This is a genomic window from Microbacterium sp. zg-YB36, from assembly GCF_024623575.2.
Classification (GTDB): domain Bacteria; phylum Actinomycetota; class Actinomycetes; order Actinomycetales; family Microbacteriaceae; genus Microbacterium.
This window is the reverse complement of the sequence record NZ_JANJFD020000001.1, coordinates 283,274-298,098: the sequence shown is the minus strand read 5'-3', so window position 1 is coordinate 298,098 and position 14,825 is coordinate 283,274. Positions and strand designations below refer to the sequence as shown.

Genomic DNA, 14,825 nt, shown 5'->3' with positions numbered 1-14,825 from the left:
GGGAACGCCACAACTTCGGACCGAACACGCCGATCGGCTCCGAATCACCGGCGATCTCCGAGGTTACGGCGCGGGCCGGAGCGGATTCCGACACCATGACCCCGCAACGCAGGGGCGGCCCCGAGCCGAAGCCCGGGGCCGCCCCTGCGCGCCGTGTCAGACGGCCGCGATGCCGCGGATCGGCGGGTGGTGGAACGTGTCGCCGAAGACGCGCTCCGATGCCCCCTCGCGGTCGAGGTACGGCGAGGCACCGCCGTCGATGAACGGCCAGCCGGCACCGAGGATGAGGCACAGGTCGATGTCCTCGACCTCGGGCACGACCCCCTCATCGAGCATGATGCGGATCTCCTGCGCGAGACCGTCCTGCACGCGACGCAGGATCTCCTCGGCGGAGGCCGGCGACGAGCCGACCGCACCCTTGAGCACCTTCTCGGCCTGCTTGGTCCAGCCCGAAACGCGACCCGACTTGTCCTTCTCGACCACGGCGTCCAGCTGCGCGAGCGCGTGGAAGTTCTCATTCGCGTAGAACCGGTCCGGGAAGGCGGCGGTCATGGTGTCCTGCACGTGCGCGGCCACCTTCCAGCCGACCAGGTCGATCAGCTGGAACGGCGTCATCGGCAGGCCGAGCGGGCCGAAGGCCTTCTCGACGGTCAGCAGCGGCGTGCCTTCGTACACCGCACGCGCCGCTTCACCCATGACCTTCGCCAGCAGGCGGTTCACCACGAAGCCGGGCGCGTCGGCGGTGAGCACCGCGTTCTTGCCGAGCCCGCGTGCCACCACGAACGCCGTCGCCAGCGCGGCATCCGCCGTATGAGGCGTCTTCACGATCTCGATCAGCGGCATGGCCGCGACCGGGTTGAAGAAGTGGAAGCCGACCAGGCGCTCGGGGTGCGCCAGCTTCGCGCCGATCTCCTCGACCGACAGCGACGAGGTGTTCGTCGCGAGGATCGCGTCCTCGGCGATGACCTTCTCGATCTCGCCGAACACCTGCTGCTTGACGCCGACCTCTTCGAACACCGCCTCGATCACGAAGTCGCAGTCCGCGTACTGGGTCTTGTCGGTCGTGCCGGTCACGAGCGCGCGCAGCTGGTTGGCGGTGTCCGCATCCAGGCGGCCCTTCGCCTCGAGCTTGCCGATCTCCTCATGGATGTACGCCACGCCCTTGTCGACGCGGCCCTGGTCGAGGTCGGTGATCAGCACCGGCACCTGCAGCTTGCGCACGAACAGCAGCGCGAACTGACTGGCCATGAGACCCGCGCCGATGATGCCGACCTTGGTCACCTTCTTGGCCAGCTGCTTGTCCGGGGCGCCGACGGGGCGCTTGGCGCGCTTCTGCACGAGGTCGAACGCGTACATGGATGCCGCGAACTGGTCGCCGGTCACCAACTCGGCCAGCGCCTCGTCCTCACGGGCGAAACCCTCCGCCTTGGTGCCGCTCTTGGCCCGCTCGAGCAGTTCCAGGGCGACGTAGGGCGATTTCGGCACCGTGCCGATCTTGGACTCGAGCATGCCGCGGGCCATCTTGATCGCGATGGGCCACTTGGTGAGGCGCTCCATCTTGCCCGGCTCGTTCTTGCGGACGACCTTCACGGCGCCCGACAGCACGCCGTCTGCCCAGCGCAGCGAATCCTCGAGGTAGTTCGATGCCGGGAAGATGGCGTCCATGATGCCGAGGTCGAACGCCTGCTGCGGCTTGAGCGTGCGGTTCTGCTTGAGCGGGTTGGAGATGACCACCTCGAGCGCGTTCTCGATGCCGATGAGGTTCGGCAACAGGTACGCGCCGCCCCAGCCGGGGATGATGCCGAGGAACACCTCGGGCAGCGCCACCGCGGCAGCCGACGCGTCGACGGTGCGGTAGGTGGAGTTCAGCGCGATCTCCAGGCCCCCGCCGAGAGCCAGGCCGTTGACGAACGCGAACGACGGCACCCCCAGGTCACCCAGCGAACCGAGCACCTTGTGCCCGAACTGGGCGACCAGCCGGGCATTGTCCTTCGAGTCGAGGCGTGAGATGTCGGACAGGTCCGCACCGGCGGCGAGGATGTACTGCTTGCCGGTGATGCCGACGGCGTGGATCTCAGCTCGGGATGCCCGGTCCTTCAGGCCCGCGAGGGTCTGTTCGAGTTCGGCGAGCGTCGCCGGGCCGAGTGTGTTCGGGCGGGTGTGGTCGCGCCCGTTGTCGAGCGTGATGAGGGCGAGCACCTTGCCGCTGGGCAGGGTGATGTCGCGCACGGGGGAGTGCGTGATCACCTCGCCCTCGGTGCCGGCGAGGATCGGCGAGAAGTCGATGGAGTTGTAGTCGGTCATCGCGGTTCCTACTTCTTCTTCTTGCCGTTGAAGTGCGGGTTCTCCCAGATGACCGAGCCGCCCTGCCCGAGACCGACGCACATGGCGGTCAGACCGTAGCGGACGTCCGGGCGTTCGGCGAACTGCGCGGCCAGCTGGATCATCAGGCGCACGCCGGATGCCGCGAGCGGGTGGCCCACGGCGATGGCGCCGCCCCACGGGTTGACGCGCGGGTCGTCGTCGGCGATGCCGAAGTGATCCAGCAGCGAGATCACCTGGATCGCGAAGGCCTCATTGAGCTCGAACAGTCCGATGTCGGAGATGTCCAGGCCCGCCTTGCGCAGCGCCTTCTCGGTCGACGGGATCGGGCCGATGCCCATGATCTCCGGCTGCACGCCGGCGAACGCGAACGAGACCAGCTTCATCTTCGGGGCAAGCCCGAGCTGCTTCACGGCGCCGCCGCCGGCCAGCAGCGACATGGTCGCGCCGTCGGTCAGCGGCGACGAGGTGCCTGCCGTGACCCGGCCGTGCGGACGGAACGGGGTCTTCAGGCTCGCGAGGTCTGCCATCGTGGTCTGCGGGCGGCGGCCTTCGTCCGCCGTCGCGAGCCCCCACGCGCCCTCGGCGTCCTTGACGGCGACCGGCACCAGGTCGGGCTGGATCTTGCCGGCGTCGTATGCCGCCTGCAGCTTCTGCTGGCTGAGCATGCCGTAGCGGTCGGAACGCTCCTTGGTCAGATGAGGGAACCGGTCGAAGATGCGCTCGGCCGTCACGCCCATGTTCAGCGCGCCGGGGTCGACCATCTTCTCCGCCACGAAGCGGGGGTTCGGGTCGGCGTCGGCGCCGATGGGGTGGTGCCCCATGTGCTCCACGCCGCCGGCGAGGGCGACGTCGTACATGCCGACGCCGATGGAGCCGGCCATCGTCGTGACGCTCGTCATCGCGCCCGCGCACATCCGGTCGATTGCGAAACCCGGCACGGTCTGCGGGAGACCGGCGAGGATCGCGACGGAACGGCCCAGAGTCAGGCCCTGGTCGCCGGTCTGGCTGGTTGCGGCGATCGCGACGTCGTCGACGCGATCTGGGGGAACCTCGGGGTTGCGGTCCATGAGCGCGATGGTCGCCTTCACAGCGAGGTCATCCGCGCGGGTGTTCCAGTACATGCCTTTTTCGCCTGCGCGTCCGAACGGCGTGCGCATGCCGTCGACGAAGAAGACGTCCGAAATCTCGGCCACTCTGCCTCCAAAAATAGGGATCATGTCAGCCTAGAAACCCGCGTCGGCGCAGGAGAATCGGTTGGGGTGATCCTACGAAGTCGTTTCAGGCTCTTCCGATGGCGCTTGCAGGGAACGCACAAACGCGTCGGTGATCACCTGTGCGGTTCGTTCAATCTGCCAGCGACGCGCACCCTGCGCGGCCAAGGCGGCCGAGACGGATGCCGCGTCGAGCGGTTCCGGCGGCGTCCAGGCGATGCGGCGCAGCGTGTCGGGCGTCAGCAGGTTCTCCGTCGGCATCCCGAGCTCTTCGGCGACACGCTCGATCTCCGGTCGGGCCGCCTTGAGGCGGGCGTCGGCGGCGGGATTGCGGTCCGCCCAGGCCCGGGGCGGCGGCATGCTGTCGCCCGGGACGCGTTCCGGCGGCAGCGCCTCGTCGGCGCGACCGGCCTCGATCGCCGCCCACCATCGGTCCAGCTGCGAGCGACTGGCCCGCCCGGTGAAGTCCTTCACCTTCGCGAGGTCTGCTTTGGTCGCCGGGTCCGCCAGCACGGCGGCCACGAGGGCGCGGTCGGGCACGAGTCTGCCGGGGGAGACGTCCTGCTCGCGGGCGTAATCCTCGCGTGCGGTCCACAGCGCCCGCGCCACCGCGAGGCCACGCCGCCCTCGCACCGTGTGCAGTCCGCTCAGGCGCCGCCACGGTTCTTCGCGCGGGGGCTTGGGGGCACGCTCCAGCACGGCTTGGAATTCCTCCGCGGCGAGCTCGGTCTTACCCTGCTCGTCGAGCTCGGCAACCAGCACGTCGCGCACGTCCACGAGCAGCAGCACGTCGAGCGCGGCGTACTCCAGCCATGCCTGCGGCAGCGGCCGGGTGGACCAGTCCGCGGCGGAGTGCGCCTTGTCCAGAGTGATGCCCAGGGTGTCCTCGACCACGGCGCCCAGCCCCACCCGCTCGTGGCCCAGCAGCCGGGCGGCGAGCTCGGTGTCGAAGATCGACGGGGGCTCCAGGCCGATCTCCCGCAGCGAGGGAAGATCCTGGCTCGCGGCGTGCAGAATCCACTCCTCGCCGCCGATGGCATCCTGCAACGGGGTCATGTCGCCGATGGCGGGCGGATCGAACAGGTACACCCCGGCGTCGCGCCGGAACACCTGCACCAGGTACGCGCGCTGGGAGTAGCGGAAGCCGCTGGCCCGCTCCACGTCGACGGCGACGGGACCGTCGCCGGCGGCCAGTGCCGCACACGCGGCAGCGAGCCCCGCGGCATCCTCGATGACGACGTACTCAGCCACGTGCACCTCGGCGCGGTCCAAACACTGCAATCTCCTCCGACCCGGGCGGCAAACCCGCCAGCATACAAACCAGTTCACCCCACGCCTGGACGTGCTGGACGATGTCGCTGGACGGCGACCAGGACGCGCGCAGCTCGATCTGGGCGCCATCGCCCTGATCGGCCAGCGTGCCGAAACCTTTGGAAAGCGTCTTGGTGGCGGTGCCGGATGCCGCCTCATACTTCGCACTGCGGGACTCAAGTGCGTCGACCAGCCATGACCAGGCCACATCGGCCAGCATCGGATCGGTGCCGATCTCGGTCTCCAGGGGCGCTTGCGCGAAGCAGACGATGCGCCACGGACCACCCCACGCGTCGACGTCGGTGTCGTCGTGCAGCAGGATGAAGCGCCCGGTGCCGTAGGGGGAGTCGACCCCGTGCTGCTCGGGTCGCACGTCGCCGGCGAGGGCGATGGCGTCGGGGGCCAGCCCGCTGGGCGCGGGGATCTCGCGCACGACGAAGTCGGAACGGAAGGCGAGCGAACGCACCCGCTCCGCTGCTTCAGCGAATGCGGGCGGTCCCGCCGGAGGGCGCGGATCATCCACGTCGACAGACTAGAGTGAGGCCACCATGATGGCCTCCAGGCGCGCCGTCCCGCCCGGCGCCTCCCTCTCTGCCCTGATCCTCGTGCGTGCACTCGTGGTCACCCTTGTCGCCGCCCTGACCGGGGTGATAGGCGCGATGGGCGTGCTGGCGGTGCGGATGGCACGTCGCGTGGTCACCCCCGCCGGCCGGGTGCCCGACACCAAGATCGTCGATCTGGACACCGCCGCTCAGACCATCACCCTCTCGCGCACCGCCGACACCGCGCTGCCCGGCAGGTATGGCCTCTTCACGACCGGCACCGCGCAGTACATCAAGCTCGGCTCGGTGCTCTCCGAGGACGCCTCGACGGTCAAGCGCAAGCTCCTCACGCACGTACCCGCCGAGGCGCATCTTTCCTCCGAGGCCGCGTTCAGCGGCTGGTACTTCGACGACCCCACCCAGCTGCAGCTGCCGTTCACCTCCGAACTGATCGGCGGACCGCTCGGCCCATGCCCGGCGTGGCTGTTCCCGGCGGCCGAGTCCGCCGACACCTGGGTCGTGCAGGTTCACGGCCGCGGCACCACCCGCGCGGAGTGCCTGCGCGCTGTGCCGGTGTTCCACGAAGCCGGGATCACCTCCCTGCTGGTGTCGTACCGTAACGACGGCGAAGGGCCGCGCAGTCGCAGCGGCACCTATGCGCTGGGCGCGACGGAGTGGCGCGACGTGGATGCGGCGGTGGGCTTCGCCCGCAGACGCGGCGCGAAGCGCGTGGTGCTGATGGGCTGGTCGATGGGCGGCGCGATCGCGCTGCAGGTGGCGCTGAACTCCGCGCACCGCGACCTCATCGTCGGTGTCGTCCTGGAGTCACCCGTCATCGACTGGCGCATCGTGCTGGGCTACCAGGCCAAGCAGTTGAAGGTGCCCGAGCCGGTCACCCAGCTGGCGATCGGGGCGCTGCGCGCCGACTGGGCGACCACCGTCACCGGTGCCGGCGCGCCCATCCCGTTCGACCGCCTCGACGTGGTCGCCCGGGCGGGGGAGCTGCGGCATCCGATCCTCATCCTCCACAGCGACGATGACGGATTCGTGCCCTCCGACGCCTCCCACGATCTGGTGGTCGCCCGCCCGGACCTGGTGGAGTTCGAAGTGTTCGACGTGGCGCGCCACACGAAACTGTGGAATTACGACCAGCAGCGCTGGAACAACCGCATCCTGACGTGGCTGCGCGCGCACGGCATGACGTCGGTGCAGACCCCCTCGTACGACTAGCGGCGACCCGAGGCGCCTCGCGCGACTACGATCGACACCCATGACCACCACCGGCACGGGCATCGTGCGTCTGATCGAACGCCAGCCCCAGGTCACCGGCGATGAGATGATCGCCTCGCTCGTCCCGCCGCCCCAGTTCGACGACGCGACGTTCGAGACCTACCGGTCAGATCATGCCTACCCGTCGCAGCAGGACGCGAAGGAAACGCTCATCGCGTTCTCCGGCGGGGGTGCACCCGCAGCGCGCGGCGGACTGTTCCGCCGGGCGAAGAAGACGCCCGAGCTCAAGCCAGGCGTATATCTGGACGGCGGCTTCGGTGTCGGCAAGACCCACCTGCTCGCCGCGATCTACCATGCGGTGCCCGCGCATCGGAAATACTTCGGCTCCTTCATCGAGTACACCGCGCTGGTCGGGGCGATCGGCTATCAGAAGACCGTCGAGCTGTTCCGTGGCGCTGATCTGCTGTGCATCGACGAGTTCGAACTCGACGACCCGGGCGACACGATGGTTATGACCCGGCTGCTCGGCGAGCTCGTGGCATCCGGCACCCGGCTGGCGGCGACATCGAACACGCCGCCGAACGCGCTGGGCGAAGGTCGCTTCGCCGCACAGGACTTCCTCCGCGAGATCCACGCGATGTCGGCGAGCTTCCAGACTCTGCGCATCGACGGCACCGACTACCGCCAGCGCGCCGTCGACGGGCACGCGGTGGTGCTCACCGACGCCGAGTACGAGCGGGTGCTGGCGGATGCCGCCACCACCGGCCCCGCATCCGACGACCGGTTCGCGGCGGTCGTGGCCCACCTGGCCACCGTGCACCCCTCCCGCTACATCCGGCTCATCGAGGGGCTGTCGGCGGTCGGGCTGCGGGATGTGACGCAGCTGGACGACCAGTCCGCGGCGCTGCGTTTCGTCGCCTTCGTGGACCGTGCCTACGACGCGCAGATCCCCCTTCGAGCCACCGGCACTCCGCTCGATCAGGTGTTCGGTGACGAGATGCTCGCCGGTGGGTACCGCAAGAAGTACCTGCGCGCCATCTCCCGCCTCGTGGCCCTCACGCACTCCTGACCCATCCGGGGCCGCGTTCCGGGCGGGACGAAACGTGATGTTTACCGCGGATGCCACTGCGTAACCAACGCGAAACACGACCTGCATGCTGTCAGTAACGGCGCCTGGCGAGACTGGGCGAACACGAAGCGGCCACCCGTACCCATCCGCGACGTGTCCCTGTCACTGATCAATGTGAGGTAACACCTATGGACGCACCCGGCAACATCGCCTGGGGGATCATGGCCACCGCGCTCGTGCTATTCATGACGCCCGGTGTCGCCTTCTTCTACGGCGGTCTGGTCAAGGCCAAGAGTGTCGTCAGCATGATGATGATGAGCTTCGGAGCTCTCGGACTCATCAGCGTGCTGTGGATTCTGTACGGCTTCAACATGAGCGCGGTCGGCAGCACGTGGGAGTTCTCGGGCAACCCGTTCAGCGACTTCGCCCTCAGCGGCCTCGCTTCGGGTGAGGGCGCGAACACGTCGCTCATCGGCGTCGCGTACGGCGCGACCTTCGCGATCATCACGGTCGCGCTCATCTCCGGTGCGATCGCCGACCGGGCCAAGTTCGGCTCGTGGATGCTGTTCGCCGGTCTGTTCGCGACCATCGTCTACTTCCCCGTCGCCGCGTGGGTGTGGGGTGGCGGCTGGATCTTCAACCTCGGCACCAGCATGGGCTTCGGCACGGAGGTCATCGACTACGCCGGTGGCACCGCGGTGCACATCAACGCCGGCGCCGCAGCCCTCGCCCTGGCCCTGGTCCTCGGCAAGCGCATCGGTTTCCAGAAGGGCATCCACAAGCCGCACAACGTGCCGCTCGTCATGCTGGGCGCCGCGATCCTGTGGTTCGGCTGGTTCGGGTTCAACGCCGGTGCCGAGTGGCTGTCCGAGGACATGGGCGGCGTCGGCCTCATCGGGATCAACACGCTCGGCGCCACGGCCGCTGCCGTGCTCGGCTGGGTCATCGTCGAGAAGCTCAAGGACGGCAAGGCCACGTCGATCGGTGCGGCATCGGGTGCGGTCGCGGGTCTGGTCGCCATCACCCCGGCCTGCGCCAACCTGTCGCCGGGCTGGGCGCTGCTCCTGGGCATCATCGCGGGTGCGGCCTGCGCCCTCGCGATCGAGCTGAAGTGGAAGCTGGGCTTCGACGACTCGCTCGACGTCGTCGGCATCCACCTCGTCGGTGGCCTCATCGGCACGATCTACCTCGGCTTCTTCGCCACCGACACCGGCCTGTTCGTCGGTGGCAACGCGGAGCAGCTGCTGCTGCAGGTCATCGCCGCACTCGGTGTCATGGTCTACTCCTTCGTCGTCGCCGGCATCCTCGGCTTCGCGATTCAGAAGACGCTCGGCTTCCGCATCAAGAACGAGGACGAGATCGCCGGTGTCGACACGGTCGTGCACGGCGAAGAGGGTTACGCCCTCGCCGACTGACCTTCAGTCCACACCTGCAGGGGCGTCGCGGCTTGGCCGCGGCGCCCCTGTCGCGTGTCCGGGGGCTCGCCGGCGCGCTCGGGGTCGCTGGCTGCGGCATCCGTCGCCGGATACCCCCCCCCCCGGAACCCGGGTTCGGTGCCCGATACGCGCCCCAAACCCCGCGGAACCCGGGTTCGGTGCCCGATACGCGCCCCAAACCCCGCGGAACCCGGGTTCGGTGCCCGATACGCGCCCCAAACCCCGCGGAACCCGGGTTCGGTGCCGAATACGCGCCCCAAACACCGGCCGTGTGGCACCGGGGGACGCTGCGGGGTCGGGGGATAGGGTGACGCCGTGAGTACCCGCGGCTTCCTGCAGCGCCTCGCGTCGCTGTTGCGGCCGTCGAGGCGCCCGATGTCCCGCGCGGGCACGGACGAGACGCCCGGACGGTCGGGAGCCACCGCCACGATCGGACTCGCCCCGCCGGCGGCGCTGCGCATCGCGTACTCGCCCGACCCGGACGGCGAGCCCGACGCGGGGGAGGTGGTGTGGACCTGGGTGCCGTATGCCGAGCGCGACGGCCGTGGCAAGGACCGGCCCGTCCTCGTTATCGCCCCTCAGAACGCCGACCGCGTCTATGCGCTGCGGCTGACCAGCGCGCCGCACGACGGCGAAGCGAACTTCGTGCCGATCGGCGCGGGGGAGTGGGACTCGAAAGGACGGCCTTCGTGGGTCGATATCGGCCAGCTGTACAGCGTGCACACAGCGGGGATGCGCCGCGAGGCGGCCGCTGTGGACCGCAGCACCTTCGCCCGCGTGGCGGCGGCACTGAAGCGCCGGTACGGCTGGAGGGTCGCCGGATGAGGCGCCCCGGACTGGCCGCTGCGGCGGCTCTCACGCTGCTGCTGACCGGGTGCAGCGCCCCGGCGCCGGAGGCGACCCCTACAGCGTCTGCGCCACCGTCACCGGCCGTCACGAGCCCGGCGACGCCGAGCCCCACGCCGACAGCAACCACGCTCGTTCACCCTGCGTGCGACGAACTTGTCCCGCTGACGGTCGTGCGTGAGAACTTCAGCAGCACCGCGGTGCTGTATGACACCCCGGGCGAACTGGAGCGCGAACAGGCGCTCGGCGCGCTGGGTCCCATTGCGCAGAAGACTCTCGCCAGCGCCGAGAACGAGCAGTTCTGCGAGTGGATCGTCGAGGGCGGGTCGGACGGGCGCGTGGCAGTCTTCAGTGCACAGCTCCCGCCGTCGGATCGAGAGGAACTGGTCACGGCACTGCGCTCCTCGGCGTACACGCCGCTTGAGCTCAACGACGCCACGGCATTCGGTCTGTATGAAGAGGGGTCGATCAGCACGTACTACACCGTCCAGGCCTTCGTGGGCTCGGCGTGGGTGATCGCGCTCGGATCCGGATCGGTCGATCACGGGGTACCCGTCGCGCAGGCGGCCGTGGACTCGCTCCGCGCGGCGAACCCGCAGCTCTCCGGCTGAGGGAGAGGTCCGAATCAGCCGACCGCGTTGACGACGCCCGTGATGAGGACGGCGATGATCGTGGTCCATCCGATGATCGCGAGGGCCTGCCACACCAGGATGCGCGCCTTGCCCACGCCGACAGCGGCAAGCATGGTCGCCGTGAACTGGGTCGGCAGCAGCAGCGGGCCCAGCAGGCTCACTCCGGGCACGCCGTAGCGGTCCAGCGCGCGCAGGAACTTCGCGCGGCGGGTGGGGTTCCCGCCCAGATGCTCGGCCGGTGTCGACGTGGATGCCGGCTCGAGCGCCGACCCACCACCGACGGCAACAGCTTCCCGGGTAGGAACGCTTTCGCTGCGACGCGTGACGACCGCGGTACGCGCACCGGAGCTCAACAGCACCAGCACCGCGACGCACAGGAAGTTGCCTGCCGCGCCGGCGATCACGGCGACAACGGGATGGATGCCGCCGATGATCCCGATCGTGGCCGCCCCCTCGCCCTCGATGAACGGCACCGCGCCGGCGAGAGCGAGGATGAGCGGCTGGACGAGGTCGGGCACCTGCGCGACGAGGTCCTGGAAAGTGTCGATGAGGCTCATGTTCTGCTCCTGGTGAGGCGATGAGGGCAACCGTGCTGCGATGGCCGCGCGGTGATGATCACAGTCCACCGCTTCGGCCAGGCGGCCGGAAGTGTCGCTCTGTCACCGCTGCAGGTGCGGTCTGCACGCGGCGTCCATGACATTTGTCACGCGCCCTAGGGTGGACGGGTGACCCGCACCTCCGCGCCCGCCGTCGCCCTCTCCGCGTCCGGGGGAGCGGCGCTGAGCAGGGGCATCAACGCCACGTGGTGGTACACCGTGTCGGCGATCCTGCTGTTCGAACTGATCCTTGTCATGGTCTGGTTCTCGGCGCTGGGGGAGGCGGGGGTGGATGCCTGGGCCGTGCTCGCCGTCGGGCTCGGCGCCCTGGTGTGGTGCGCCTCGACGCTGGCGCTGATGGTGGACTACCGGCATCGCACCGAGGGTGCGCCCGTCGCGAGCTGGCGCAGAGTGGTTGCGCCGCTGGCGATCGCCGCCGCCTATGGCGTCGTGGTGTGGATCGCCAGCGGAAGCTGGGCCATCGCACTGCTGCCGCTCGTGCAGTCGGTCGTGCTGCTCAACTGGCCCGCGGGCGTGCGCCTGCGCGTGGTGCTGGCGGCGACGCTTCTGCTCGCCGGGTTGTGGGTCATCGACGCGCGCTTGGGCTTCGGGCGGGTCGGCGTTATCACCGCGGAGCCGAGCTGGTGGCTCATCGGGTTCTACACGGTCTTCCTCCCGGGGATGACGGTGTTCTCGCTGTGGTGGTGGGACGTGCTCATCGCCCTCGACCGTGCCCGCGCCTCCGAGGCCAAGCTCGCCGCCACGCAGGAGCGCCTGCGGCTGGCGACCGACGTGCATGACCTCCAGGGCCACCACCTGCAGGTGATCGCCCTCCAACTCGAGCTGGCCGAGCGGCTGATGTCGCGCGATCCCGCCGCATCGTTGCAGCATCTGCAGACGGCTCGCGCCAGCGTCGACGAGGCGCGGCAGGGTACCCGGGACCTCGCCATGCGCTTCCGGTCGGTGCCACTGCGAGACGAACTCGCCAACGCCGTGGATCTGCTGCGTGCGGCCGGTACGGACGCCGACGTGACAGTGGACGAGGATGCCGACCGCGCGCCGGCCGACGTGATCGGCCCCGTCATCCGCGAGACCACCACGAACGTGCTCCGCCACGGCGGCGGGGGATGGGCACGGCTCTCTCTCACCCGGGATGCATCGTCGTGGCGGTACGCGATCTCCAACGACGCGTCGGATGCCGCACCGCAGCAGGACGGCGCGGGCCTGGCCGGTCTGGGCCGACGCGCCGCCGACGCCGGCGGCACGCTCGACGTACGCCGCGGCGACGGCGAATTCACCGTGACCATGACCGTGCCCGCCGGCGGTGCCCGATGATCCGGGTGCTGCTCGCCGACGACGAAGCCATGATCCGTTCCGCCCTCGCGGCGCTGCTGCGCCTGGAGGACGACATCGACGTCGTGGCGGAGTGCGCCGACGGCCAGCAGGCGGTGGAAGAGGCGCTACGGCTGCAGCCCGACGTCTGCCTGCTCGACCTCGAGATGCCGCACCTGGACGGGGTGCAGGTCGCCGAGCGACTGAAACGCACGCCCGCAACCCGCTGCATCATCGTGACCCGTCACGCCCGTCCCGGTGTCCTGCGCCGTGCGCTGGAGTCGGGCGTCGCGGGGTTCCTGCCCAAGTCTCGCGGTGCCGACGAGGTTGCCGCCGTCATCCGCCGGATCGCGGCAGGGGCACGCTACGTCGACCCGGAGATCGCCGCCGATGCCCTCAGCGACGAGCGGTCCCCCTTGACAGCGCGCGAACTCGACGTGCTGCGGGCGGGCCGACGCGGCGAGACGTCGGAGCAGATCGCCCGTACGCTGTCGCTGGCTCCCGGCACGGTGCGAAACCACGTGTCCGCCGTCCTGGCCAAGCTCGCGGTCGACTCCCGGCAGCAGGCCACCCTGCTGGCAGAGGAGCGCGGCTGGCTCTGAACGTGCCGGCATCCATCGCGCGTGCAGGTGCCGTCGCTAGAGTGGGCGGTCGGCCCGAGGTATCCGTCTCGCAGCTTTTTACCCGACCGCGAGGACACCCGTGAGCCTGATCCGCCTGAACGACGTGAGCATCGAATTCGACGGGAAACCGGTGCTGCGGGAAGCCTTCCTCAAGCTGCGCCAGGGTGACCGCATCGGCCTCATCGGCAAGAACGGCACCGGCAAGACCTCGTTCCTCGAGATCGTGCTCGGTCGCCGGGAGCCGTCCGGTGGCACCGTGTCGGTGACGCTCGGCACCACGATCGGGTACTTCTCGCAGTTCTCCGAGCTCGACGGCGAGCAAAGCGTGCAACAGACGCTCAGCGGCCACTTCGCAGCGGTGCACGAAACCCAGGCCCGCCTCGACGAGATCGGCGGGCAGCTGGCGGAGCCGATGACGGATGCCGCGATGACCCGCCTCCTCGCCGAGCAGGGCGAGCTGTTCGAGCGCATGGATGCCGTCGGTGGCTGGACCTACGAGAACACGATCGACACGGTGCTCACGAGCCTCGGGTTCGACCAGGAGCGCCGGCGCTTGCCCGTCGGCCGGCTTTCCGGCGGGTGGCGCAACCGCGCCGCGCTCGCGCTCATCCTGGTGCAGGCCCCGGATGTGCTGCTGCTGGACGAGCCGACCAATTTCCTCGACCTCGACGGCGTGCGCTGGATCGAAGGGTGGCTCGGCGGGTTCCCCGGCGCGGTGCTCGTCGTCTCGCACGACCGGCAGTTCCTCGACGGCGTGGTCACCCGCATCGTCGAGATCGAAAACCTGCGACTGCAGGACTATGAGGGCAACTACTCCGCCTATGTCCACGCGAAGCAGTCGCGGCTGAAGATGCTCGAGCGCCAGTTCGCCCACGAGGAGGAGCTGCTCGCCTACGAGCAGGCAGCCTCCACCGCGCGGCGGGAAGCGGCCCGCAACCCCTCGAACGCGGTAACCCGGCGCCTCGCCGACATCAAGAAGCGCCAGGCGCCTCGTCCGATCGACCAGATCATCACCGGCATCTACGACGGGCTGCGGGTCAGCAACGACCTGCTGACGGTCACCGGGCTGGCGAAGGGCTTCAACGGCACGCCGCTGTTCGAAGGGCTCTCGTTCGACCTGCAGCGCGGCGACCGGGTCGCGGTGCTGGGCTCGAACGGATCCGGAAAGTCGACGCTGCTCGATGTCCTCACCGGCGAGACCCAAGCGGATGCCGGCACGGTGCGCTGGGCCAAGGGGGCACGGTTCATCTCGTACAACCAGGTCTTCGCCGAGCTGGATCTGACGGACAGCGTGGGACACGCCGTCAACGCCTACCCCGACTCGCTCGCGTTGACGGCGACGAAGAAGAGCGTGAACCGGTTCCTCGCGATGCTGCAGTTCTCCGAGGCCGATCTGCAGCAGAAGATCGGCACCCTGTCGGGCGGTCAGCGCGCGCGTGTCGCGATCGCGCAGTGCCTGCTGTCGGGGGCAGCGGTGATCATCCTCGACGAGCCGACCAACCACCTCGACATCACCTCCACGCAGGTGATGGAACGCGCGCTGACTCATTTCCCGGGCGCGGTGATGGTGGTCAGCCACGACCGGTTCTTCGTCGACAAGCTCGCCGACAGGCTGCTCGTGTTCGACGGATCGCCGCAGGTCATCGAGACGCCGGCTACCGGGGCACTCTGA

Annotated in this window: 13 protein-coding genes; 8 read left to right on the top strand and 5 right to left on the bottom strand. The window is 69.4% G+C overall.

The annotated features are described in order from the left end of the window. Nucleotides 1–156: 156 nt before the first annotated feature. The 4 genes from NQ151_RS01475 to NQ151_RS01460 form a co-directional block, all read right to left on the bottom strand. Nucleotides 157–2,304, bottom strand: a complete 2,148-nt coding sequence (locus tag NQ151_RS01475; protein ID WP_257526794.1) for a 3-hydroxyacyl-CoA dehydrogenase NAD-binding domain-containing protein — start codon at nucleotides 2,302–2,304, stop codon at nucleotides 157–159. A gap of 8 nt (nucleotides 2,305–2,312) precedes the next feature. Continuing rightward, nucleotides 2,313–3,518: a thiolase family protein gene (locus tag NQ151_RS01470; protein WP_257526793.1), complete on the bottom strand. Its 1,206-nt coding sequence runs from the start codon at nucleotides 3,516–3,518 to the stop codon at nucleotides 2,313–2,315. A gap of 72 nt (nucleotides 3,519–3,590) precedes the next feature. After that, on the bottom strand, nucleotides 3,591–4,787 hold the full coding sequence (locus NQ151_RS01465; RefSeq protein WP_257526792.1) for a ribonuclease D: 1,197 nt from the start codon (nucleotides 4,785–4,787) through the stop codon (nucleotides 3,591–3,593). Continuing rightward, the gene (locus NQ151_RS01460; protein WP_257509782.1) at nucleotides 4,780–5,370 is read right to left on the bottom strand and encodes a DUF3000 domain-containing protein; all 591 of its coding nucleotides are present in this window, start codon (nucleotides 5,368–5,370) and stop codon (nucleotides 4,780–4,782) included. The genes NQ151_RS01465 and NQ151_RS01460 overlap by 8 nt, the downstream gene beginning before the upstream one ends. Before the next feature lie 25 nt (nucleotides 5,371–5,395). Between NQ151_RS01460 and NQ151_RS01455 the strand changes: the two genes are divergently transcribed. The 5 genes from NQ151_RS01455 to NQ151_RS01435 all read left to right on the top strand — a co-directional run bounded on the left by NQ151_RS01455 (nucleotide 5,396) and on the right by NQ151_RS01435 (nucleotide 10,581). Next, nucleotides 5,396–6,619, top strand: a complete 1,224-nt coding sequence (locus NQ151_RS01455; RefSeq protein WP_257509783.1) for an alpha/beta hydrolase family protein — start codon at nucleotides 5,396–5,398, stop codon at nucleotides 6,617–6,619. Between the two features lie 40 nt (nucleotides 6,620–6,659). Continuing rightward, on the top strand, nucleotides 6,660–7,688 hold the full coding sequence (zapE, locus tag NQ151_RS01450) for a cell division protein ZapE (protein ID WP_257509784.1): 1,029 nt from the start codon (nucleotides 6,660–6,662) through the stop codon (nucleotides 7,686–7,688). Nucleotides 7,689–7,876: 188 nt separating this feature from the next. Then, on the top strand, nucleotides 7,877–9,103 hold the full coding sequence (locus NQ151_RS01445) for an ammonium transporter (RefSeq protein WP_257509785.1): 1,227 nt from the start codon (nucleotides 7,877–7,879) through the stop codon (nucleotides 9,101–9,103). A 336-nt stretch (nucleotides 9,104–9,439) separates the two neighbouring features. Next, complete coding sequence (locus NQ151_RS01440; RefSeq protein ID WP_257526791.1) at nucleotides 9,440–9,949, top strand: type II toxin-antitoxin system PemK/MazF family toxin; 510 nt, start codon at nucleotides 9,440–9,442, stop codon at nucleotides 9,947–9,949. Then, entirely contained in the window at nucleotides 9,946–10,581 is a 636-nt protein-coding gene (locus NQ151_RS01435) for a hypothetical protein (protein ID WP_257526790.1), read from the top strand. Before NQ151_RS01440 ends, NQ151_RS01435 begins: the two co-directional genes overlap by 4 nt. Before the next feature lie 14 nt (nucleotides 10,582–10,595). Here the strand turns inward: NQ151_RS01435 and NQ151_RS01430 are convergent, their stop codons facing one another. Further along, nucleotides 10,596–11,159, bottom strand: a complete 564-nt coding sequence (locus tag NQ151_RS01430) for a small multidrug efflux protein (RefSeq protein ID WP_257526789.1) — start codon at nucleotides 11,157–11,159, stop codon at nucleotides 10,596–10,598. A 168-nt stretch (nucleotides 11,160–11,327) separates the two neighbouring features. Here NQ151_RS01430 and NQ151_RS01425 point away from each other — a divergent pair, with 168 nt between their 5' ends. The 3 genes from NQ151_RS01425 to NQ151_RS01415 all read left to right on the top strand — a co-directional run bounded on the left by NQ151_RS01425 (nucleotide 11,328) and on the right by NQ151_RS01415 (nucleotide 14,825). Then, a complete protein-coding gene (locus NQ151_RS01425) occupies nucleotides 11,328–12,533 on the top strand; it encodes a sensor histidine kinase (RefSeq protein ID WP_257526788.1) in 1,206 nt (401 codons plus the stop codon). Beyond that, entirely contained in the window at nucleotides 12,530–13,132 is a 603-nt protein-coding gene (locus NQ151_RS01420) for a response regulator transcription factor (protein WP_257526787.1), read from the top strand. The genes NQ151_RS01425 and NQ151_RS01420 overlap by 4 nt, the downstream gene beginning before the upstream one ends. 100 nt (nucleotides 13,133–13,232) lie before the next feature. After that, nucleotides 13,233–14,825, top strand: a complete 1,593-nt coding sequence (locus NQ151_RS01415; RefSeq protein WP_257526786.1) for an ABC-F family ATP-binding cassette domain-containing protein — start codon at nucleotides 13,233–13,235, stop codon at nucleotides 14,823–14,825.